We start from the raw sequence: 21,728 nt of genomic DNA on the forward strand, positions 1-21,728 counted from the left end.
TCAGGAAGAGTTGAATCTTGGTGCTGAAGTTGGTGCGCAGCAGTTCCCGGTACTGGCCTCGCGCCAGCAGAAACGCCCCATGAGCAAGAGCCAGCAGAAGCTGTGCAGTAGAAATAGCGCGGAAAAATTTGCCAGCCAGTCGGAGAAAGAATACGTGGCCGTGCTAACAACCACCATCCGGTCGGAGCGGTCCGTGGCCCGGATGCCCAGGTGATGGAAACCGCCGAGCGCCACTCCAGTCGTATAAAGCCGCGGGTCACGGAATAGGCTGGTGGGCAAGCGGTTGATGTAATCAAAGTCACCTTCGCTGTAAACCAGTTGGCCCTTCTGGTAGCCCCCGTAGCTGAGCTCCGTGCCCAGGCGGGGCTGATAGAAATTCTGATCTACCAGCAGCTCCGGCACCACGCTGTTGGCTGTCAGCTTCTTCAGGGTCAGCTCCAGCACTATCGTGCTGTTGCCGGCATCTAGCTCCGGGTTGGGGGTAGGCACTGGCACAAAGGCCACGTACCGGCGGGAGCTAAACGAATTGTTCCCATCCCGGATGAGGTAAATATTGGGGTGGTCGGTGCGGGTGGCACCTTGCAGCAGGAACTCGCGCGTTTGCTCTAAACTGCCGCCTACGGCCACACCCCGCCCCGCCGGATTAAAGAGAATCACGCGCACTTCATACTTATTGAAGTAGTCGCGTAGGTAGTACTTGACAATTTTCTGGCGAATCAGGTCCAGGTTAATGAACGGACTAGCCAGCATAGTGCGCAACACCGGGTCTTGGGCCATTTCCTGGCCCCGTTCAACCAGTAGATATTCACCCTGCAAATCATTGTCAGTAAGCAGATTACTTGCTAGGTTTTGCTTGTTGAGCTGCAGCTGACGGTTAAAGTGCTCGTATAGAGCCAAGCCACCCACCGCCGAGCTGACGCCTACCATCAGGAAGATGAACAGATATACCTGATAAGGCAGCACCGCGCCCGCTGACTTCAACCCCGTGAGGCGCAACACAAAGAAAAACAGCAGGGTAATGCCCAAAATAGTGCAGTGCACCAGCCCCAACCCCAGCCCCGTGGACAGAAAAATTACTGCCGTCACAAATAGCAACAGCAACCCAATAGTGCGGGTAGAGGGCCGAACTATGCCGGTAAACAGCTGCGAGAGTAAGTAAAACCCCACTAAGTAGCTGCCAGTGTGCAGCACAATGGCTAGCAGCAGCAGGGACTTAAAGACGCTTACCTGAATATCCTGGGTGATGTCCAGGATGAGTTGAGAATTGGTGAAGCTGCTAGTGTAAAAATCGAACAGCAGCTCCAGCAGGCCATAAAACCCGAGCACGGTAAGCGCACCCACTCCCACGCGCTGGGGCCAGCGGCGAATTCGTTGAGTGATGCGCAGCACGCCGTAGCGCCGGAAGAGCAGCAGTACGTAGTACGAAGACACCACGAACAATGCGGCATTCAGGAGCAAATCGCCTAGGGAAGGCGAAATCCAGGAGGCCGCGTACACGCGTGGGTCAAATAGGCGGACTTCCAAGAAGGAAAACGGCAGCCCCAATGAGAGCATCACGGCCCGCAACACCACCAGCGGAACCACCACGGCCAGGGCTCCGGCCCACACCTTCCCTTGGGCAAACTGCTGCCGGGCCACGTAGCTCCAGCCGGCCACGTAAAAGCCGAACCCAAGTAGTAGTAGCAGCAGCGGCACGTACTTGCCCGTAATGGGGTCGGCCTGCAGGCTTTCTATTGAGAAGAGATAATTGCCTTCATTGGAGACTAGCCGCGGACGGTTAGAGGTAGTCTTTTCTACCACTAGTCGCACGTTCTGACCCTGGAAGAGTCCTTGGCCGTTGCCCTCCCGCAAGTAACGGTTGCTAATGCCGTAGCTGATTTCCAGCGGAATGTAGGTCAGGATGACGTATTCACCTTCCGTGTGCCGCAGCACCAAAAACTTACCAAATCGGGTTTCTAGCAGGCGCTCGTGGTAGCGCTGCAAGGCCTGTTCCGGGTCGGGCCGCACGCTATGGTCAGACCAGTAGACAATCTGCTCGCCCCGGAAAATGAAGGTAGGGTAGGTCGTGTGGCTAGTCAGGCTTTGAAAGCTGACTTGGCGCGTTGCCAGCCGCTGCAGTACATCCGTCGATTCCCGCTCCCCCGTAAGCTCAGCCTCCATCAACAGCTCTTGCAGCCGGGTAGCCGAAGCTTGCAGTACTACCTCCGGATTCTGGCTATAGCGGTTGCTCAGGTAAGCGGCCCCGAAACAAAGCAGGGCCAGTGACAGCAGCCAGACCGGAGGGAAGCGGAAAAATTTCAACGGGAGGGGAAATGATGGAATCGGGACAGTAGCAACCTTGATACCAAACAAAAATGCCGCCCCACGGCGGCATTTCCTAGCTCTGGTTAGAAGGAGCGAGTTTAGCGGCGACTAGCGGCGACTAGCGGCGACTAGCGGCGTAGCGCGCATCATAATGCACCCCGCCAAACAAATACAGCATCAGGGTGCGAGAATAGCGCAAACTCAAGGGCGTGAACAGCAAAGAGAAGATGGCCACGGCCGTAATGTATACCCAAGTATCCGGGTCATCGAGCAGGTAGTACACCGCAAAACCGACGACCAGCATAATAGCCGTAGAAAAGGCAAAGCTGATATACATAGCTCCCCAATAAAACCCTGGCTCCGGTTCATAGGCTTGTTCGCATACTGGGCAGGTGGGCGGCATTTCGGTGAAATGCGCCAGGTTCAGGGCCGAGTGCGTGAACAGTTGCCCCTGGTGGCAGCGCGGACAGCGCTGCTGCAGAACGCTTACCAGGGTAGAATCGGAGTTAGCCATGGGCCGTTTTTTTCTTCTGCTGACTGTGGCGGTACCAGAAATAACCAACCGTTCCAATCAGTACGTAGGGAATCGTCATCAGATACAAAATTCCCTTGTTGAGGCCGGTTGTGTCGTATCCGTCCTTCTCCTGGCGCGAAGCTTCCACCTGAGTTTTGCACATGGTGCACTGCGCTTGCACACTTAAGGGTAGTACGCTCAATAGTACCCCCAGAAACAAGGCTACCAGTCCGCTATAAACTACTTTTTTCATGACATCAACTGATTTCGTTGCAAGAATAACCGTCTGGGTGTGCTCCTGGTTCGTTACCAGAAGCCTTCATGAAGATGTTTTCGAAAAGTACTACGTGTAGTAAGGCGCAATCATGAAATACACAATTACGCCCGTAATGGAAACGTAGAGCCACACCGGGTAAGTCCAGCGGGCAATGCGGCGGTGCTTCTGAAATTGCTCAGTCAAGGCGAAGTACAGCGTAAATAGTACCAACGCTACGGTAATGGCCGCCAGCAGAATGTGGGTTATTAGGATGAAGTAGTAGACGCCGCGCATCAGGCCTACCCCACCGTATTTCGTCACAATGCCTTGGGAGTGGTACGCCACGTAAGACACCAGGAACAAAGAGCCCAGTAGGAAAGCCATGCCCATCATGGCGCGGTGCTTAGCTACGTTCTTGCGCCGGATGAAGTAGTAGCCCAGCATCAGGAAAACCGCCGTGAGGGAATTAAGCACGGCATTAACAGCCGGCAGCATTTTTACATTGGCGCCGGGAATACGAAAAACGCCGGGCAGAAAGTAAAGCACGGCCACGGCCAGGGGCACCACGGCTCCCAGGACGCCGGCGGCTATTTTGTACTTGGTGAAGTTGCCGGGGTTAACGGCAGAGTTATTGGTGGTCATAGGTGTAAAGCAACACTTCAATCTCGGTGATGAGGCGATTCACGTCCCGCTCGCTGGTCCCGTCGTAACGGCCGCGCACGTGCCCGGCGCGGTCAACCAGAAAGACTTGCTGGCTGTGCAGGCTTCCGGGGTCAATGCTGGGTGCAAGACGGAACTCCTCAGTAGCTAACCGGGTAGCAACGGTTTTGTCACCAGTCAGGAAAAACCATTTGCCGGCAATGGCCCCGTACTCCTCGGCATAGCGCGCTAGCACGGCTACGGAATCGTGGGCCGGATCTACAGTAAATGATGCCAAAGCTACCCGGGGCTCCTGCCGAAACTTCTCCTGCACCCGCACTAATTGGCTGGTTACGCGCGGACAGGCGCCAGGGCAGGTAGTAAAGAAAAAATTAGCTACGTATAGGCCTTTCCGCTGCAGCTCCTCCCCAGTCACTTCCCGACCTGATTGCGACGCTAACCGAAAACCACCGATTTGGTGATAAACAGTATCGCGCTGCCACTTTCCCGCAACCTGAGTAGAGTCTACTCGGTCGGGCAGGAAAGTTGGCAGCGCGTAACGGTTGGTACCGAAGCTTTTGAGGAACAGGAAAGCCAGAACCGGGACCAGCAGAATCAGGCCCAACACTAAAACTTGTTGGGGCCGCATACTGCTAGCTGACTAGGTTCTGTACTGCTTCGCCGATGTAGGAGCCTTCCGTAATCAAGGCCACGAGCAGCCAGATGAGCAAAGACATTGGAATCAAGATGGTCCAAATCAGGCCCTTCGTCTCATGCTTCAAGTGCATGAACTCAGCCACGATGAAGAAGGCCTTGAAAATGGTCAGGATGATGAAGATGGAATTGCGGAACGTGCTGGCGGGCATGATGTAGGCAATAACAAATTCCAGTGCTGTAATAGCCGAAATAATCCAGAAGGTTTTCCAGATCCAGGCGGTATTGGGCTTAGGAATTTCGCCAGTCGGAGCAGGGTCGTGCGTTGCGTGCTGAGCCATGGTAATGGAGTAGCTAAGGAAGTAAACACCGAGGCGAACAACTTCAGCAGTTGCTCGCCCCGGTACTCAATCAAATTAAACGAGGTAGAAGAAGGTGAAAACGAACACCCACACCAGATCTACAAAGTGCCAGTAGAGGCCAATTTTCTCCACCATTTCATAGTGGCCGCGCTTTTCAAACGTACCGTTCGTAGTGGCAATAAACGCCCAAATCAGCAGGCAAACGCCCGAGAATACGTGCGTGCCGTGGAAACCGGTGATGAAGAAGAACAAGTCAGCAAACAGCACCGGACCGTACTGATTCATAGCCAGGTTAGCGCCGTGGAATACTGAGCCGTCATTCATCAGCGTGCCTTCTTCCGTACCATGGATGAAGTGGCTCCACTCCCAGGCCTGGCAGCTCAAGAAGGTAGCCCCGAACAATATCGTCCACAGCAGCCATTTCTGTACGTCCTTCTTGTCGAAGCGGTGACCAGCTTCTACTGCCAGTACCATCGTTACCGAGCTAAAGATGAGAATCATCGTCATCAAGGCCACAAAACCCAGCGGCAGATGCATGCCATGCAAGCCGGGGAAGGCATCAAATACTTTCTCAGGGATGGGCCAGTAATTGGTCGAGAACTTGAAAGCTTCGGCCGTACCCTCGTACACACCGTGGCGGTGACGAATCAGACCATACGTGGTGAGGAAGGCGGCGAACGTGAAGGCGTCCGACAACAGGAAGAACCACATCATCAGCTTGCCGTAGCTTGCTTTGAAAGGCTCGTTCCCGCCGTCCCAGGTGCCGGTGCGCGGCTTATCCAGGGCGGAATCAGAAATTACCTGCGTCGTGGAAATGGTGGACATAGCGTGCGGGGGTTGACGAAATTCTAGTGGTTCAAAAGTAGGAACAAATACAGGTACAACCAAAGCGCGCCAAGGTAGTGCCAGTAGATCGTGACGTTGCCGATGGAGAGCATCTGCCGGGAATGCACCTGATAGTTAAAGCTTTTACGCAATACGATCAGCAGAAAGATAAGTCCCGTAACCAGGTGAAATGCATGGACGCCGGTTAATACATACAGAAATGAGCCGGAAGGGTTGGCATCAGTGCCCGCAAAAAAGATGCGCTGCCCCACCAAGACGCCCCACAGTTCCCACTGCCCAATCAGAAAGGCAATACCTAGTACGGTGGTTAGTATAAGTGCCGTGCGCACTTGCTTGAGTTCATCCTTACGAGCCGCGAACCACGCCCACTGTACAGTCACGGAGCTAGCGGCCAAAATTAGGGTAGTAATCAGGAAGCCAAAGGGCAAATCGAATTCTAGCCAGTTGCCTTCGTTGCGCCGCACGATGTAAGCGCTGGTATACGCAGCGAAAATCATGAAGATGCTGACCATCATCAGCACCAGCACAAACCGCAACGGGTGAATTCCCGTGGCTGGCTGCTTGGTGTTCAATGCTTCGGAGGAATGCATAAAGAAGAAATGAGTTGTAGGACAAAAGAGTGTCAGCTAGTAAACATGAGTTGGCGACGCTTTGTCCCGCTTCTCACGCTTAGTTTGCACTCTGAACCTGATTATATCTTATCCAGTACCAACGCTATCTGCACGATGGGCAGGTAGAGGAAGGACCCAAACATGATGCTCATGGCCGCCTTTTTACTGATGGTGCGCATGAGGTAGAAAGTCTGCATTAAGAACAATACTCCGCAAATAGCAGCTACCATAGGGTACGTAGTACCGGTCATGCCAAAGTAAAACGGCAGTAAGCTGAGCGGAATGAGCACCAGCGTGTACGTCATGATTTGAAACGCCGTGCGCAGGTCTTTTTTGCCGGGTGTAGGCAGCATTTTGAAGCCCGCCTTCTTGTAGTCATCGTCTAGCACCCAGGCAATGGCCCAGAAGTGCGGAAACTGCCACATGAACTGAATTCCAAACAAGATCCACCCTTCTAACCCTAGGAAGCCCGTGGCAGCCACCCAGCCAATTAGCGGCGGCATTCCTCCTGGTATGGCCCCTACCGCTACACAAATAGGTGAAATTGTTTTCAGTGGGGTATAGATGAAGCCGTATAGAATCAGGGATATAAGAGAGAGAGCGGCAGCTACTGGGTTGAAAAAGTAGGCTAGCAAAGCTAGTCCCGCTACTCCAAGAACTGCCACAAATACCCAGGCCTCCCGAATACTCAAAATTCCTAAAGGCAGTGGCCGCTGAGCCGTACGCTTCATCATTTTGTCCAGATCTATTTCAAAGATCTGGTTGATGGTGTTAGCCGAGCCCGTAACTGCCAATCCGCCCAGCATCACTAACACTGCCCGTCCCCAGTTCAGCTCTTGAGCGCCCAGCAAGTAGCCAATGGCGCTGGAAAAGGCCACCGTAAGCGCCAGGCGAAATTTAAGTAACTGGAAGAAAGCCCTAGCCTTACTCATCAACGGGTGGAACAGAGTGCGCGGCGAGAAGATGCGCCAAACAGGGCCGCAAAGTTACGCAACAACAGCCGGAGTAGCCACCTGCCGCCGCAACTTCGTGGCTTGCCGATACGCTACTACAGCTAAAAACTGAGCGCCAAAGAGTAAGGTAGCCAGCGTGAGGTGAACGGGCTGCACCGCGGCCGGGAATGAGAAATAGGCTAAAACAATGCCCGCCACTATTTCCCCTCCTATCAAGACCAAAATGGCCGTGGCTAAACCATGTAGGCGGCGCGAGGGTAGAGTGTATAGCCGATACGCCAAGTACAGATTTATAAGCAGGAGCAGCGCCGAGAAAGAGCGGTGAAAACGAAACACATTGCCCAACTGCTCTACCCAGCTTCCCCGATTAAGGTAGTTAGCCGCCGAGGCAACCAGGTCAATTTGTTCACGCACCTGCGTACCCAATACAATCTGACCAAAAGTGAGCAATACAGCCAGCCATAACACACCAGATAATCCTGTCACCTCTCGCACGGGGCGCATTTCTGCTTCCAGCCCCCGCTGAGAGCGGTCAACGGCGTATAACAGCATAGCCACAATCACCAAGGCTAGGCCCATGTGAATGGTCACCATAATTGGCAGCAGATTCGTGGAAACCACTAATGAGCCCAGCCAGCCTTGTACTCCAGTTAAGAGGAAAGACGCTAAAGCTAGCCAGAACACCGCACGGTCGCGGCGCCAGTAGGGTAAGGCAAATAGCACTGTGCCAAAGACGAACACGCCAATCAGTGCTCCTACTAGTCGGTTCACGTATTCAATCCACGTTTTCACCGGGTTGAAATCAGTCTCAATGTACTGGGTAGGATGGGCAAAAATGTCACCAGCTACCTGATGAAAGCCCAGGCGCTCTAGCTTCGCAGCCAACTTCTTGTTCTTCTCAACCCGTTGTGCAGTGTATACTTCCTTATAATTAAGGGGTAGTTGGCTAATGTGCGTGGGCGGTACCCAGCTACCAAAGCACTTTGGCCAGTCGGGGCAGCCCATTCCAGAACCAGTACTCCGAACTATACCACCAACCAAGATTAGAACGTACACGGCTGCTACCGTCAGAATTCCAACAAATCGGAAACGGCGCACGAATGTGGGAGTTGACATGCTGAACGTGACTAAGCGAGAAAATTCATTATATAAACTGCTGAATCAGCTTTTTGCTTATAAAACTGAAGGGAAACTCAGCTCGGCACAGCCGGTCCGAATTTCCCTTAGCGGAAGCAAATAAAACGGGCCGCCGTTGGTACAGCGGCCCGTTTAGGAGGCTAGTGCTCAAAGCACTTATTCCATTTCCTTCTCGTATGGCAAGTTAGAAGACTGCGTCTGCGAGTATGGTATATGCTGGGGAATGAAGTCCTCAGCGGCACCAGGCTTGCTGTAGTCATAGGGCCAACGGTGTACGGCTGGAATTGCACCAGGCCAGTTGCCGTGGCCGGGTACTACCGGTGTCGTCCACTCCAGCGTCGTCGAATTCCAAGGATTCTCGGTAGCCCGACGACCACGGAAGATGCTGTAGAAGAAGTTGAAGATGAAAACGAACTGAGCGAAGAAAGCAATAATGGCAGCGGCCGAGATGAACTTGTTCAGATCAGCAAACTGGCTGAAGCTATCGAAGCCAGTCCAAGCGTAGTAACGACGGGGGAAACCAGCGATACCAACGTAGTGCATTGGCAAGAACACCAGATATACACCGAGGAAGGTCAGCCAGAAGTGTACGTAGCCCAACTTCTCGTCCAGCATACGACCGAACATCTTCGGGAACCAGTGATATACACCGGCAAACAAACCAAAGAAAGCCGACGAACCCATTACTAAGTGGAAGTGAGCTACCACAAAGTACGTGTTGTGCATCTGAATGTCGAGAGCAGCATTACCCAGTACGATACCCGTTAGACCACCAGCAATGAACAACGATACGAAACCGATGGAGAACAACATAGCTGAGGTAAAGCGGATATTACCACGCCACAGAGTTGCCAACCAGTTAAAAGTTTTCACTGCCGAGGGAACGGCAATAATCAGGGTCAGGAACATGAAGACAGAACCCAGGAAGGGGTTCATACCCGTCACGAACATGTGGTGAGCCCACACAATAAAGGAGAGCAACGAAATACCCAATAGGGAGCCAATCATGGCGCGGTAACCGAAGATAGGTTTACGAGCATTCGTAGCCAGAATCTCGGATACCATACCCATAGCAGGCATAATTACGATGTACACCTCGGGGTGACCTAAGAACCAGAACAAGTGCTGGAACAGGATGGGTGAACCACCTGTGTTTGGCAATGCCTGACCGGCAATGTAAATGTCGGAAAGGAAGAACGAAGTGCCGAAGCTACGGTCGAAAATCAGCAGTAGAGCTGCCGAAAAAAGTACCGGGAAAGAAAGCAGACCAAGAATAGCTGTCAAGAAGAAGGCCCAGATGGTGAGCGGCAGTTTGCTCATGCTCATGCCCTGAGTACGCAGGTTGATAACAGTAGTGATATAGTTTACACCACCCAACAACTGCGAAACAATGAACAAGGCCATAGATACCAGCCAGAATGTCTGACCAGCGCCCGAACCAGGAATAGCTTGAGGCAATGCGCTCAGCGGGGGATAAATTGTCCAACCAGCAGAAGCAGGACCCGTTTCCAGGAACAGTGAAACGAACATAACCACACTGGAAGCAAAGAAGAACCAGTAGGAAAGCATGTTCATGAAGCCCGAAGCCATATCGCGGGCACCAATTTGCAGCGGAATCAGGAAGTTGGAGAATGTACCCGACAAGCCGGCCGTCAGCACGAAGAACACCATGATGGTGCCGTGCATTGTCACCAATGCTAGATAGAACTCTGGGTTCAGCTTACCAGCCTCAATCCATTTGCCCAAGAACGGAGAAAGCCATTCGAAGGTAGACTCGGGCCAGCCCAGCTGCAGACGGAAGAGGCTCGACAGGGTACCACCAATAATTGCCCAGATAATACCTGTAATCAGGAATTGCTTAGCAATTACTTTATGGTCCGTGCTGAAGACGTACTTCTGCAGAAAGCTTTGCTCGTGGTGCTCGTCGTGGTGCGCGTGCTCGTCGTGCGAGATGCCCGGCTCGGTTACACCGGCGCCGCCTTGCACTTGCGCTTGAGTAGGAAGATTAGCAGCCATAGTAGAAGCGTGCAATTAAATGAGATTAGAGCGAAGCCTTGGCCGTAGCGGAAACTACAGCGGCCGCAGCTGGAGTAGTTTCTTTTTCATCCAGTTTATCCGACTTCTGTTTAAAGCTAGCCAGTACATCGGGATTTTGCTCCGAGAAAGACTTCTGCTGAGCAAACCAAGCAACATAGTCATCTGGTTCATCCACTACAATGTTCAGCTTCATAGCGAAGTGGCCACGTCCGCAAATCTGGTTGCAGGCCAATTCATAAGTGAATTTTGGATTGCCAGTTTGAGCACGCATTTCGTCAGTTGTCATGGTAGGCGTAAACCAAAACTTAGTCGGCATGCCAGGTACAGCGTACATCTGCACACGGAAATGAGGCATGTAGACAGCGTGCAGCACATCACGCGAACGAATCTTCAATAGCACTGGATGTCCCTTGGGAACGTGAATTTCAGGTGCCACGAAATCGTCGATGCCGTTTTGGTCGCTTAGGTCAAACCCAAACTCGTTGGTAGCATCAATCAGACGATAGTTAACTACACCAAGCTTCTGGTCGCGGCCGGGGTACCGAACTAACCAGTTAAACTGCTTGCCCATAACCTCTACCACTACGGCGTCCTTAGGAGCCGGACCAGTGATACGCGTCCATTCTTTCCAACCAGCGAATACCAAGCCTGCCATTACAATAGCAGGAATCAGCGTCCAGATTACTTCGATTTTGTTGTTATGCGGAAAGAAGAAAGCCCGGCGGCCTTCTTTATGCTGATACTTGTAAGAATACACGAACAGCAATACCTGGGTCAGCGTGAACACAATGCCCAGGATAATCATGGTAGTCCAAAACATCCGTTCGGTGGCATGACCGTGTACGGAAGCAATGGGTGGGTTCATCTTATCGTAGTTGTCAGCAAAAGACCACGCAAAAGCGGCTCCTCCAACAACTAGGAATATGATGAAAAGAATGGCGTTTACACGGTTGCTAACCCCTACTTCTCGGGTTGAGCTACCCGAAAAGATTGAAGTTAGAATCTGGAGGCGGAACAGCAGGCCAAACACGACCAGCAGCAACACCAGCACCAGAAGAATACCAAGAGTAGTCATTATCAGGAGGTAGAAGTGAGTACTGAGAGCGAGTGGTGAGAGGAGAAGAGCTTCATTCCTCTCCACTCCCAACTCAGCGGCTGAAATCAGGTGGTGTGGTGGACGCTTTCATCCAAGAACGGATGGTGAACCGGTACTAAGGACGCCTGAGAAAGGCGCTTCGTCATTAGAAGCAAGAATGCACCAAGGAAGATCAAAGCCGTGCCAATCTCAATTACAAACCCGTTTTCGGCTTTCATCGTTCCGGGCATCAGCATTAGATAGAAGTCCGACCAATGACCAATTAGAATGGCAATGCTCACAATTTTGAGCATGATCATTTGCCGCTTTGCATCCCGAGTCATGAGCACTAGAAAGGGGAATGCAAAGTTGATAATCAGGTTGCCAAAGAACATCCAGGTATACTGGCCGTTGAAGCCGCCCAAGCGCTGATTGTAATACACCGATTCTTCAGGCAGGTTAGCATACCAGATCAGCATGAACTGGGAGAACCACACGTAGGTCCAGAAGATGCTGAAGCCAAACATGAACTTACCTAAGTCGTGCAAGTGGCCTTCTTTCACAAAACGCAGGTAGCCGGCTTGCTTAAGCAGAATGGTGCACAGTGTTACGGCAGCAATACCTGATACCCACCAAGAGGCGAATACGTACCAGCCGAACATGGTAGAAAACCAGTGCGTGTCAACCGACATTACCCAGTCCCAGGCGGAAATCGACGACGTAACCGCGTAGATAACTAGGAACAAAGCCGAGACATTGATGCTCTTGTGAAAGTACTCAGTACCACCATTTAGATCTTCGGCCAATGATAGGTCACGCAGGCGTTTAGTGAAGAACGCCCACAGGCCTAGGAACAAGACCATCCGAATCAGATAGAACGGAATATTTAAGAATCCCGACTTACCAGCAATAATTGCGTCGTAGTTGGCATTGCCTTTTTCCATGATACCAGGCATCGTCCAATGGAAGATGTCATTGTTAATCAAGCTTACCAGAAATACGGCAACCATGATTACCAAGCCAGGAAGCAGCCAAGCACTAAGTGCTTCGTTGATACGCTTAATCAGCACCGACCAGCCAGCATAAGCGACATACTGAATAGCCATGAACACCGTACCAATGGCTGAAACGCCGGTAAAGAATACGTTGTTATGCCAAAGGCTTACGATGAGACGTTTGAGCCAAGCGGGGCTACCGTGGTGACCAGCAGCGGGGCCGGCCCCGTGGCTAGTAGCGCCATGCGCAGCTGCGGCACCTTCGTGATGCTCAGCGCCAATTCCTAAAGCAGCCAGCAATAAGCCGATTGCTAGAACAATGACACCGGCTACGATGATCAGGATAAACTTTTTACGAGCATTCGGCGAAACCTCCAGGTATTCAGCCGTAACGCTTTCGTGATGCGTCAGAGTTGCCATAGGAGTAGATTAAAGTGCCGTGCCGTTACGTGCTTTGTCACCTGCGCCAGGAGTCTGAGAGGCCTTATCGGCCTGAGCTTCCTGTACGGGTGCTTGCGTTTGAGAATCGGTAGTCTGCGAGGAATCCGCAACAGAGGCATTCGCCACACCGCTAGCCTTGAGGAAATCAGTCATTCCATCTGGGCCTTTACCTTGCTGCAGCATGCGAACGTACATGGCAATTTTCCAGCGTTCCTGCGGATTGACCTGGGAGCCGTGGGGCATCATACGGCCTTTTCCCCATTGAATAACGTGGTAAATATGCCCGTCATTCATGGTTTTGTAAGCGCCTACCGAGTAATTCGGAACACCTTTAAATTTCGCTCCTACCGGTCCATCACCAGCCCCGATTCGCCGTGGCAATGCTGGCAATTACGGACGTAGAGCGTTTTGCCTTCCTCCAAAGCGTCTTTGGTGTAGGAGTAAGGATTGCGCAGGCTTGTTTCAGCCGTAGCAATATCATCCTTGGCAATGTGCGTGTAGTAGTTGGCTTTTCCACGCGGCACTGTTCCTATTGCCGGAACGCGCATGTTCAGGCCCATGGGATTTATCTTGTTGGATTGCTCCTGCTTCAACGGCTCATACGGAAGTGAGGCGTACATCTCAGGAGCATATTCCAAACCGGGGTCATCGGCTCGGTTGCAGGCGGTGGTGAACACCGATGCCAGCAGAACCGCCGACGCTTGCAGAGTTACTTTCAGCGAATGCGTCATTAGAACTTAGACATTTCTTTTTGGTTCACCTCCGAAGCACCATTATTACGCAGCAACTGAGTTAGCTTCGTCATATCGGTGTTCTCATTTACTTCGATAGCCATCACAAACTTGTCGTCTGTTGAGCGCACATCCAGCACGGGTGTTTTCCAACGCGGATAAAGCTTGCTGATGGTATAGAAAGTAATCACCATACCGTGGCAGCAAAACAGTACCGTCAATTCGAAGGATACAGGAATAAAAGCCGGTAGGGCAATGTGAGGCTTACCACCAATGATCATAGGCCAGTCAAAACCCAGCATATAGATCTGCATCCAGAGGGCAAAGCTCAACCCAGTGAGGCCGAAAAAGAAGGCCGCAATAGGAAGGCGTGAACGCTCAATACCAAGAGCGTCATCTATTCCGTGGATGGGGAATGGCGTAAAAACTTCGTAGATCTTAACGCCCGCTTCGCGGACGTTTTCAACGGCGTGCAGCAGCACGTCTTCGTCGTCGAAGATGCCGAGGGCGAAGCGCTTAGTCATGCTTATCGTAGTTTACAGAGGCCGAGGCGGGAACTCCGTGGGTGGTAGCAGGCTGAGGAGTGTGGTGATGCGGATCGTGACCGGTGTACGTCGGGCCATTATCCACTGTGTACTTCAATACCGACTTCACTTCGGCCATGTTAATCACGGGGAAGAACTTGGCGAATAGCAGGAACAGGGTGAAGAATAGACCAATCGTGCCCACGTAAATACCGATATCGATAATGGAGGGTGAGAACATTACCCAGCTCGAAGGCAGGTAGTCGCGGTGTAGTGAGGTTACGATAATTACGAAGCGCTCGAACCACATACCGATGTTCACAATGATGGACAGTACGAAAGTCAGAGGAATGCTGTAACGTACGCGGCGAATCCACACCAGCTGCGGAGTAATTACGTTACAGGTCATCATCGACCAGTAAGCCCACCAGTAAGGACCCGTAGCCCGGTTAATGAAGGCATACTGCTCAAACTCAACTTGGGAGTACCAAGCAATGAAAAACTCAGTGATATACGCTACTCCTACAATAGAGCCCGTTATCATCATGATTTTGTTCATGAGGGCAATGTGCTCAATCGTGATGTAGTCTTCCAGCTTGAATACTACGCGGGTAATCAACATCAACGTGAGTACCATGGCGAAGCCGGAGAAGATTGCACCCGCAACGAAGTAGGGAGGGAAAATGGTAGTATGCCAGCCCGGCACAACCGAAGTTGCGAAGTCCATCGATACGATGGTGTGTACCGATAGTACCAGCGGGGTAGAAACACCGGCCAGAATCAGCGAAACCGTTTCGTAGCGCGACCAGTGCTTAGCCGAACCTTTCCAGCCGAAGCTCAACAGTGAGTAAGCAACTTTAGCAATTGGACCTTTGGCCCGGTCACGAATAGTAGCAAAGTCAGGAACCAGACCCGTATACCAGAACACCAGCGACACAGAGAAGTAGGTCGAAATGGCAAACACGTCCCACAACAGTGGTGAGTTAAAGTTTACCCACAGCGAACCGAAAGTATTCTGGAAAGGGAATACCCAGAAAGCCAGCCAGGGGCGACCCATGTGCAAAACTGGGAACATCGCCGCGCAGATTACAGCGAAGATGGTCATTGCCTCAGCTGCCCGGTTAATGGAGGTGCGCCATTTCTGACGGAATAGTAGCAATACTGCTGAAATCAGGGTGCCGGCATGACCTATACCAACCCACCACACGAAGTTGGTGATGTCCCAGGCCCAACCAACGGTTTTGTTTAGGCCCCACTCTCCGATACCATACCATAGGGTGCGGTAAACGGAATAGAAGAAGACACCGAGGAGTAAGAGGGCGACACTCAAAGCGGCCATCCAGCGGATGTTTGGGGCGGCTTCTACCTGGCGACACACGTCCTGAGTGACGTCGTGGTACGTTTTCCCCCGGTAACGAGCGGCTCCCGTACAGGCGATACGTGCTGCATAGTTTTTTGGACTTAAAGGAGTAGATGGGGAGGGCAATACTACACTAGGCACTACTGCCCTCCCCCGTGGCTCAAATTCTAGGCGTTAAACTCCGACGACTCCGTGTTTCGGATCTTCGTCAGGTACGTGATATTCGGCTGCGTGTTGATGGTGTCAAGCACGTGGAATGCACGCTCACCATCTTCGCGACGCAGAATCTGCGATATACGGGAGTTGGGGTCGCGCATGTCGCCGAACACGATGGCCTGCGTGGGGCAGGACTGGGCGCAGGCTGAAACAACCTCGCCATCCTGCGGACGACGCTTCTGCTTCTTAGCTTCCAGTTTACCGAGCTGGATCCGTTGCACGCAGAACGAGCACTTCTCCATAACACCGCGCGCCCGAACCGTTACTTCCGGGTTCAACACCATGCGGCCGAGGTCAGTGAACATGTGGCCGTTCACAGTTTCGAACTTCTCATTAGAGTAGTACGAGAACCAGTTGAAACGACGCACTTTGTACGGACAGTTGTTAGCGCAATAACGCGTACCTACGCAACGGTTGTAGGTCATCTGGTTGAGACCTTCCGAGCTGTGCGTAGTAGCTAATACTGGGCACACCGTTTCGCAGGGAGCATGGTTGCAGTGCTGACACAGCATGGGCTGGAAAATCACCTGCGGGTTCTCCGAAGGATCTTCCATGGCTGCATAGGTATCTAGCTTGCCTTTATCTTCGAAGTCTGACTTGTGCGCAGCGGAGCTGTAATATCGGTCGATACGCATCCAGTGCATTTCGCGCCGGTTGATTACCTCCTGCTTGCCAACTACGGCAACGTTATTTTCAGCCTGACACCCAATCACGCATGAGCCGCAGCCAATGCAGGAGTTGAGGTCGATGGCCATACCCCAATGGTGGTTCTTATACTCGTAGTCCTGCCACAGAGAAACCTTGTTGGGCTTCTCCAAGCCTTCGGGGTAGAAATCTTTTCGTATTCCGTTACCTCCTTGGGGTCTTTGATGTACTGCTTCAGCGTAGCTTCTTGAACTACCTGCTTGCGGTCCATGATGGTGTGGTGAGTCTGTGTCTGCGCAATTGGCGACTTAGCTCCCGTGGGGGTAATTTGAACGGCGTTGCTGTAGATGATGGCATCATTACGCATCGTAGCCAGTGGTAGCACGTTCTCGCCAATTTCATTGGCCACTTTACCACCACGCACCCGGCCGTACCCTAATGCAATGCCTACAGTTCCTTTGGCCTGGCCTGGCTGAATCAGCACGGGCAACTCAACTGATTTACCGTTGGCTGTAACCTTAACTACGTCGCCTTGCTCCCACTTCTGCTCAGCAGCGTAGGCACGTGGTACTGTCACGTAGTTACCCCAAGTGGCTTTTGTTACCGGATCAGGCAACTCTTGTAACCAGGGATTATTTGCGAAGAGGTTCGAACCGTTACCGATACCTACCTTTTCATAAATTACTAGCTCAATGCCCGAAGGCTTGGGTGCCGACTTGATGGCACTGATAGCTCCATTGACGTCTAAAGCGGCACCAACTTGAGCTACTGGAGCTGGGGAAGCTGTTCCCGTAGCCACACCATCGTGCACTGCTTTGTCCCAAGCTTTGTTAAAGTCACCGCCCAGTACACCTTGCCACTGCGTGCGCAGGTAGTTGTAGTAAGTGGTGGGGCTGCCAGCCCAAGTCAGTAGTGAATCCTGCGCCTGACGGGTAGCAAATAACGGAGTAATTACGGGCTGCGCGATGCTCAAAGAGCCACGCTTCGGCTCGTAGTCATTCCATGACTCCAGGAAGTGATGATCGGGAGCAGCATACGTGCATAGCTCGCCGGTCTCATCCAGCCGGTCGTTAAGCGAAATCGTAGTCTTAACCTTACCAGCCTTCAAAGCGGCGGCCAGGTCAGCACCCATGGGGTGGTCAAACACAGGGTTGGCATGGTAGAAAATAACCGCACCTATCTGACCATTTTTGATGTCATTGAGCAACCGGGCCATCCGAGCATCGTCGCCTTGACGAACCATGGAAGGATTCGCAACATCAACAGCAGCTGAACCAAGGCGCTGATTAATGGCCGTTACCAGTGTTTGAATAGCTGGGTCGTTTGAGCCTGCTACTACCAAGCCGCGCGCGCCGGCCCGGCTCAGCTCAGAGATGGCCGTCTGCAGACGCTTATCGGTTGAAGTAGCACCGCCGACCAAGCCGTTATACACTGCCAGTACTGCCTCTCCCATTTCTGAGGGCTTGAGCGGTACGCGCACGTCGGCATTGGAGCCGGTCAGCGACATATTGCTCTCAAACTGGAAGTGACGAGACATTGTCTGTTTCTCGCGCGACACCTTGCGGTTTGTGATGTACTGGCGAGCGTACTCAACCGGTGACAACCACGTGCCTAGGAAATCAGCACCGAAGCTTACAATTACATCGGCCTTGCTGAAGTCGTAGGCAGGTAGGACTCCACCATTAGCCCGTAACAGACCGCAAGCCGAATCGACGTCATACATCACGTGCTCAGTACCCGCGAAACGGGCACCAAACTCAGCAATAACCTTCTTGGTAGAGGGGCTGATGATGGTAGGAGATACAATAGCTACGCGGCCAGCGCCAGCCAATGCACTACGCACCTCCTGGTCCAACTGATCCTTGTCAATCTTAACTCCCTTTTTAGCGAAGTGCTGCAGACGACCGCCATCATAGAGGCTGAGTACTACTGCCTGGGCACGAGCCGATAAACCACCACGGGTAATGGGCGATTCGGGGTTGCCTTCAAACTTAATCGGACGACCCTCGCGGGTTTTCACCAGGATGCTGTTGTAATCCTGGCCGTTGAAGAAGGTGGAAGCGTAAAAGTTGGCAATACCCGGATCAACCTCTTCTGGCTTGTTGAGGTAGGGAATAGCCTTTCGAATGGGGGTTTCGCAGCTGGCGAGGGTGGCAGCGGCAAGACCGAAGCCCATTAGTTTAAGGAAGTCGCGGCGGGGCGCAACCGTGGCATCAGCGCTGCCATGGGATTCTTTCACCGGCAGGAAGTCAGCAAACTCAGTGAGTGCATTCTTCACGAACTCCGGTGAGTTCTCCAGTTCCTCAATTCCCTTCCAGTACTTAGGCGACTCTTGCATCGTGTTTTTGGAACTTAGGGTCTTAGAGACTTAGGGACGCGGATATCAGCTCCGTACGGTCTCTAAGCAGGCTTTTTTAAAGGGAAGTGGGGTCTCCAGCTCTAGGAATTTGGCAATGATTTCCAAGCTTCCTAGAGCCGGAGGCCCTATGATATTAATAGTGGCACTTCGAGCATTCCGTACCACCGTTCGACGACACTGTGAAAGGTACAGCACCATTCGACTTGTCGTGCAGTTTCACGAGGTTGTCGTAGTAGCCGTTGCCTTTGGTGTTGAGCGGCGTTTCGCGGTGGCAGTTGATGCACCAACCCATAGTCAGGGGAGAATACTGGTACACAACGTCCATGTTCTGGACTGGACCGTGGCAAGTCTGACACTCGACGCCACCTACCTGCGTGTGCTGGGCGTGGTTGAAGTAAGCCAAGTCAGGTAGGTTGTGAATGCGCACCCACTGGATGGGCTGCTTACGCTCAATGGCGCGGTAAATCTTCTTGATTTCCGGCGACTCCGTTTTGATCTGCGAGTGGCAGTTCATGCAGATGTTTGCCGAAGGAATGTTAGCCGAACGGCTCTTGTACACCGAGGTGTGGCAGTAAGCACAGTTAATCTGGTGCTCACCGGCGTGCAGTTTGTGCGAGAAAGCAATCGGCTGGGTAGGCTGGTAGCCCTGGGTCAGGCCCACACCCATAGCGCCTTGGATGGTTTCGTACAGCACAGCCAACACGAATACAACACCCACAATAGCACGAACGGCCGTCGACTTATAGATTTTCGAGAAATCGAAACGCTGCTCAAGTACTTCCCGGTCACGGCCATCAAGGTCTTTGCGGCCGCGGAGCACGTCCTTCATAATGTTGGCGATGATGACCAGCGTTACCACTAATACAATCAGCACCACTACCAGCACGATGAGCAGGATGTTCATCGACTTGCTACCGGCACCGGCGTCAGCTACGTCAGCGCCAGCGGGACCCTGTTCACCGGGCTTAATACCCGTACCGTTTGCGTTGTCGTTCGGACCCGTAACTTGACCCTCCTGCGAGGTAACCCAGGCCACGATGGAAGTAATTTCCTGATCTGACAGCTGGAAGCTAGGCATCTGCTGCTTCTGGTACTGGTTGAAGATTTTCACCGAGTACTCGTCGCCGCTGGCCACCATTTTACTGGAGTTCTTCACCCATGGAATAATCCAGGACATGGGCCGGCGTTTGGCAATACCAGCTAGGGCTGGGCCCACTATCACCTCATTCACGGCGTGACACTGGGCGCAGTTACCTTTGAAAAGAGCATCGCCAGCTGCAATTGCAGCAGCGTCGCCACCACCGGCAGCGGGGGCGACCGCCGTGGCGGGAGTTGCGGCAGCCGTAGCGCCGGGGGCCACGCCTTCCTTGCTCACGCCCGGAGCCGAGCCCACAGCCTGGGCGAAAGAATCACCAAGGGTAGCAACGGTCAGGAACAGAGCGAGAAAAAGGCGGGAAAGGGGACGAAGTCGGATGCTATTCATAGCACAATTTGACTGGAAAAAAGAAACGCGGGGGTGCTTCAAGGCCACAAATGTAGGTCGGGAAACCCAGAGAACAAACCAGGCTTGGCTAATTTTCGCCCGTGCTGGCAAGCTTAGAATCATTCTAAAATGCAGAAATCACTCACCTTATATATAGGTGTATGTGCTAGCAAACTAGCTGTCTTCCTTAGTTCAACCTCAGTTTGCGACACCCTCCTACTTGCCAACTTCTTACGCGGCAGAAGGTTTCATTGCTGAGAGTCAAAATCTTAGAACTTCGGATTTTGTAATTTTAACTGGAGGGTAGCGTAGTTGTTGCGGCAAATCCTGTTATCTTTGCCCCTCATTTAGTTTTTCACACAATTTTCACCCCGTCGTAATGGCAGTAAGAAATTACGAGACGGTCTTCATTCTGACTCCCGTGTTGAACGAGAGCCAAGTGCAAGAGACGGTCGAGAAGTTCTCGCAGGTGCTTAAGGAAAATAGCGCCGACATCATCAACACTGAAGCTTGGGGCCTCAAGAAACTGGCGTACCCAATTCAGAAAAAAAACACCGGGTATTACTTCCTCGTGGAGTTCACCGGCGAAGGTAACGTCGTAGACACGCTGGAACTTGCGTTCCGCCGGGACGAGCGGGTTATCCGTTTCCTGACCACTGTACTGGACAAGCACGCCGTAGCCTACGGTGCGCGTCGCCGCAAGGGCGAAATGAACCAGCAGAAAGCTAAACAATCGGAAGCCGTAGCCCAGTAGTAGAAAAGATGAGCCTCGCCAACGAAAAAATCCACAAGCAGGATACGCGCAAGAAATACTGCCGCTTCCAGAAGAACGGCATTAAGTACGTAGACTACAAAGACCCGAACTTTCTGCTGAAGTTCGTAAACGAGCAGGGCCGCATCCTGCCCCGTCGCATCACTGGTACCAGCCTGAAGTTTCAGCGCAAAGTTGCTCAGGCCGTGGCCAAAGCCCGTCACCTGGCTCTAATGCCCTACGTAACTGATTCGCTGAAGTAACCCGCCAACCGTAGTACTGACATGGAAGTAATTCTGAAAGACGACGTTAAAGGCCTGGGCTACAAGAACGACGTTGTTACTGTAAAGCCCGGCTACGGCCGTAACTACCTGCTCCCGCAGGGTCTGGCCGTTCTGGCCGACAAAACCAACAAGAAAATCGTAGCGGAGAACGTACGCCAGGCTGCCCACAAGGCTGAGAAGGTGAAATCCGATGCGCAGGCTATTGCCGACAAAATCGGTGACGTAGTACTCGACATTCCTGCCAAAGTAGGTGAGAGCGGCAAAATCTTCGGCCGCGTAACTACCCTGCAGCTGGCCGACGCCCTCAAGGCGAAAGGTGTTGACGTGGAGCGCAAGCGTCTCTCGTTCGACTCAGAGCCCAGCGTAGTAGGTTCGTATACCGCCACGGTTGATCTGCACCGCGAGGTGAAGCACAAAGTTCGCTTTAACGTAGTAGCCGAGTAAGCTACGCACGAACCAGCGTTTTGAAAGCGCCCGGTTGCTTTGGCAGCCGGGCGCTTTTACTTTATTCTTTTTAGGTAAACCTGTGCCGCCTCACGGTTGGGCCAATA

20 protein-coding genes and 2 pseudogenes are annotated in these 21,728 nt (G+C 52.5%); 3 read left to right on the forward strand and 19 right to left on the reverse strand.

What is annotated here, in order from left to right; translation table 11 throughout:
• From MUN84_RS05745 to MUN84_RS05830, 19 genes and pseudogenes are all read right to left on the reverse strand, one after another.
• Positions 1-2,301: a hypothetical protein gene (locus MUN84_RS05745; protein WP_244697024.1), complete on the reverse strand. Its 2,301-nt coding sequence runs from the start codon at positions 2,299-2,301 to the stop codon at positions 1-3.
• Between the two features lie 121 nt (positions 2,302-2,422).
• Positions 2,423-2,818 (reverse strand): DUF983 domain-containing protein, encoded by a 396-nt coding sequence (locus MUN84_RS05750; RefSeq protein WP_244697025.1) that lies wholly within the window; start codon positions 2,816-2,818, stop codon positions 2,423-2,425.
• The gene (locus MUN84_RS05755; RefSeq protein WP_188559167.1) at positions 2,811-3,071 is read right to left on the reverse strand and encodes a hypothetical protein; all 261 of its coding nucleotides are present in this window, start codon (positions 3,069-3,071) and stop codon (positions 2,811-2,813) included. The genes MUN84_RS05750 and MUN84_RS05755 overlap by 8 nt, the downstream gene beginning before the upstream one ends.
• Before the next feature lie 90 nt (positions 3,072-3,161).
• Positions 3,162-3,716, reverse strand: coding sequence for a DUF420 domain-containing protein (locus MUN84_RS05760; protein WP_244697026.1), 555 nt, complete (start codon positions 3,714-3,716; stop codon positions 3,162-3,164).
• A complete protein-coding gene (locus MUN84_RS05765) occupies positions 3,703-4,362 on the reverse strand; it encodes an SCO family protein (RefSeq protein ID WP_244697027.1) in 660 nt (219 codons plus the stop codon). The genes MUN84_RS05760 and MUN84_RS05765 overlap by 14 nt, the downstream gene beginning before the upstream one ends.
• Positions 4,363-4,366: 4 nt before the next feature.
• Positions 4,367-4,708 (reverse strand): cytochrome C oxidase subunit IV family protein, encoded by a 342-nt coding sequence (locus tag MUN84_RS05770; RefSeq protein WP_244697028.1) that lies wholly within the window; start codon positions 4,706-4,708, stop codon positions 4,367-4,369.
• Between the two features lie 75 nt (positions 4,709-4,783).
• On the reverse strand, positions 4,784-5,554 hold the full coding sequence (locus MUN84_RS05775) for a cytochrome c oxidase subunit 3 (RefSeq protein WP_244697029.1): 771 nt from the start codon (positions 5,552-5,554) through the stop codon (positions 4,784-4,786).
• A gap of 23 nt (positions 5,555-5,577) precedes the next feature.
• Positions 5,578-6,165, reverse strand: coding sequence for a heme-copper oxidase subunit III (locus MUN84_RS05780; RefSeq protein WP_244697030.1), 588 nt, complete (start codon positions 6,163-6,165; stop codon positions 5,578-5,580).
• Positions 6,166-6,266: 101 nt separating this feature from the next.
• Positions 6,267-7,118: a heme o synthase gene (cyoE, locus tag MUN84_RS05785; RefSeq protein ID WP_244697031.1), complete on the reverse strand. Its 852-nt coding sequence runs from the start codon at positions 7,116-7,118 to the stop codon at positions 6,267-6,269.
• Between the two features lie 54 nt (positions 7,119-7,172).
• Complete coding sequence (locus MUN84_RS05790) at positions 7,173-8,255, reverse strand: COX15/CtaA family protein (RefSeq protein WP_262920655.1); 1,083 nt, start codon at positions 8,253-8,255, stop codon at positions 7,173-7,175.
• A 177-nt stretch (positions 8,256-8,432) separates the two neighbouring features.
• Positions 8,433-10,292 carry a cbb3-type cytochrome c oxidase subunit I gene (locus MUN84_RS05795; RefSeq protein ID WP_244697032.1) on the reverse strand — a complete coding sequence of 620 codons (1,860 nt, stop codon included), beginning with the start codon at positions 10,290-10,292 and terminating at the stop codon, positions 8,433-8,435.
• 25 nt (positions 10,293-10,317) lie between these two features.
• Positions 10,318-11,388, reverse strand: coding sequence for a cytochrome c oxidase subunit II (locus tag MUN84_RS05800; protein ID WP_244697033.1), 1,071 nt, complete (start codon positions 11,386-11,388; stop codon positions 10,318-10,320).
• Between the two features lie 86 nt (positions 11,389-11,474).
• On the reverse strand, positions 11,475-12,803 hold the full coding sequence (locus tag MUN84_RS05805; protein ID WP_244697034.1) for a quinol:cytochrome C oxidoreductase: 1,329 nt from the start codon (positions 12,801-12,803) through the stop codon (positions 11,475-11,477).
• A 9-nt stretch (positions 12,804-12,812) separates the two neighbouring features.
• Entirely contained in the window at positions 12,813-13,118 is a 306-nt protein-coding gene (locus tag MUN84_RS23625) for a hypothetical protein (RefSeq protein ID WP_317239130.1), read from the reverse strand.
• A gap of 50 nt (positions 13,119-13,168) precedes the next feature.
• Entirely contained in the window at positions 13,169-13,555 is a 387-nt protein-coding gene (locus MUN84_RS05810) for a hypothetical protein (RefSeq protein WP_317239131.1), read from the reverse strand.
• Entirely contained in the window at positions 13,555-14,079 is a 525-nt protein-coding gene (locus MUN84_RS05815; protein ID WP_244697035.1) for a DUF3341 domain-containing protein, read from the reverse strand. The genes MUN84_RS05810 and MUN84_RS05815 overlap by 1 nt, the downstream gene beginning before the upstream one ends.
• Positions 14,072-15,528, reverse strand: a pseudogene (gene nrfD, locus MUN84_RS05820) (NrfD/PsrC family molybdoenzyme membrane anchor subunit). The gene MUN84_RS05815 and the pseudogene nrfD overlap by 8 nt, the downstream one beginning before the upstream one ends.
• Before the next feature lie 78 nt (positions 15,529-15,606).
• Positions 15,607-18,638 (reverse strand): annotated as a pseudogene (locus MUN84_RS05825) (TAT-variant-translocated molybdopterin oxidoreductase).
• Positions 18,639-18,792: 154 nt separating this feature from the next.
• Positions 18,793-20,142, reverse strand: a complete 1,350-nt coding sequence (locus MUN84_RS05830; protein ID WP_244697036.1) for a cytochrome c3 family protein — start codon at positions 20,140-20,142, stop codon at positions 18,793-18,795.
• Positions 20,143-20,521: 379 nt separating this feature from the next.
• Here MUN84_RS05830 and rpsF point away from each other — a divergent pair, with 379 nt between their 5' ends.
• The 3 genes from rpsF to rplI are packed head-to-tail and all read left to right on the forward strand — an operon-like array spanning position 20,522 to position 21,621.
• Positions 20,522-20,896 carry a 30S ribosomal protein S6 gene (gene rpsF, locus MUN84_RS05835; RefSeq protein ID WP_188559154.1) on the forward strand — a complete coding sequence of 125 codons (375 nt, stop codon included), beginning with the start codon at positions 20,522-20,524 and terminating at the stop codon, positions 20,894-20,896.
• A gap of 8 nt (positions 20,897-20,904) precedes the next feature.
• Entirely contained in the window at positions 20,905-21,156 is a 252-nt protein-coding gene (gene rpsR / locus MUN84_RS05840) for a 30S ribosomal protein S18 (RefSeq protein ID WP_044002832.1), read from the forward strand.
• Positions 21,157-21,177: 21 nt separating this feature from the next.
• The gene (gene rplI / locus MUN84_RS05845; RefSeq protein WP_188559153.1) at positions 21,178-21,621 is read left to right on the forward strand and encodes a 50S ribosomal protein L9; all 444 of its coding nucleotides are present in this window, start codon (positions 21,178-21,180) and stop codon (positions 21,619-21,621) included.
• The last annotated feature ends 107 nt before the right edge of the window (positions 21,622-21,728 follow it).

Origin of the sequence: Hymenobacter sp. 5516J-16 (genome assembly GCF_022919335.1) — a bacterium.
Lineage (GTDB): Bacteria > Bacteroidota > Bacteroidia > Cytophagales > Hymenobacteraceae > Hymenobacter > Hymenobacter sublimis.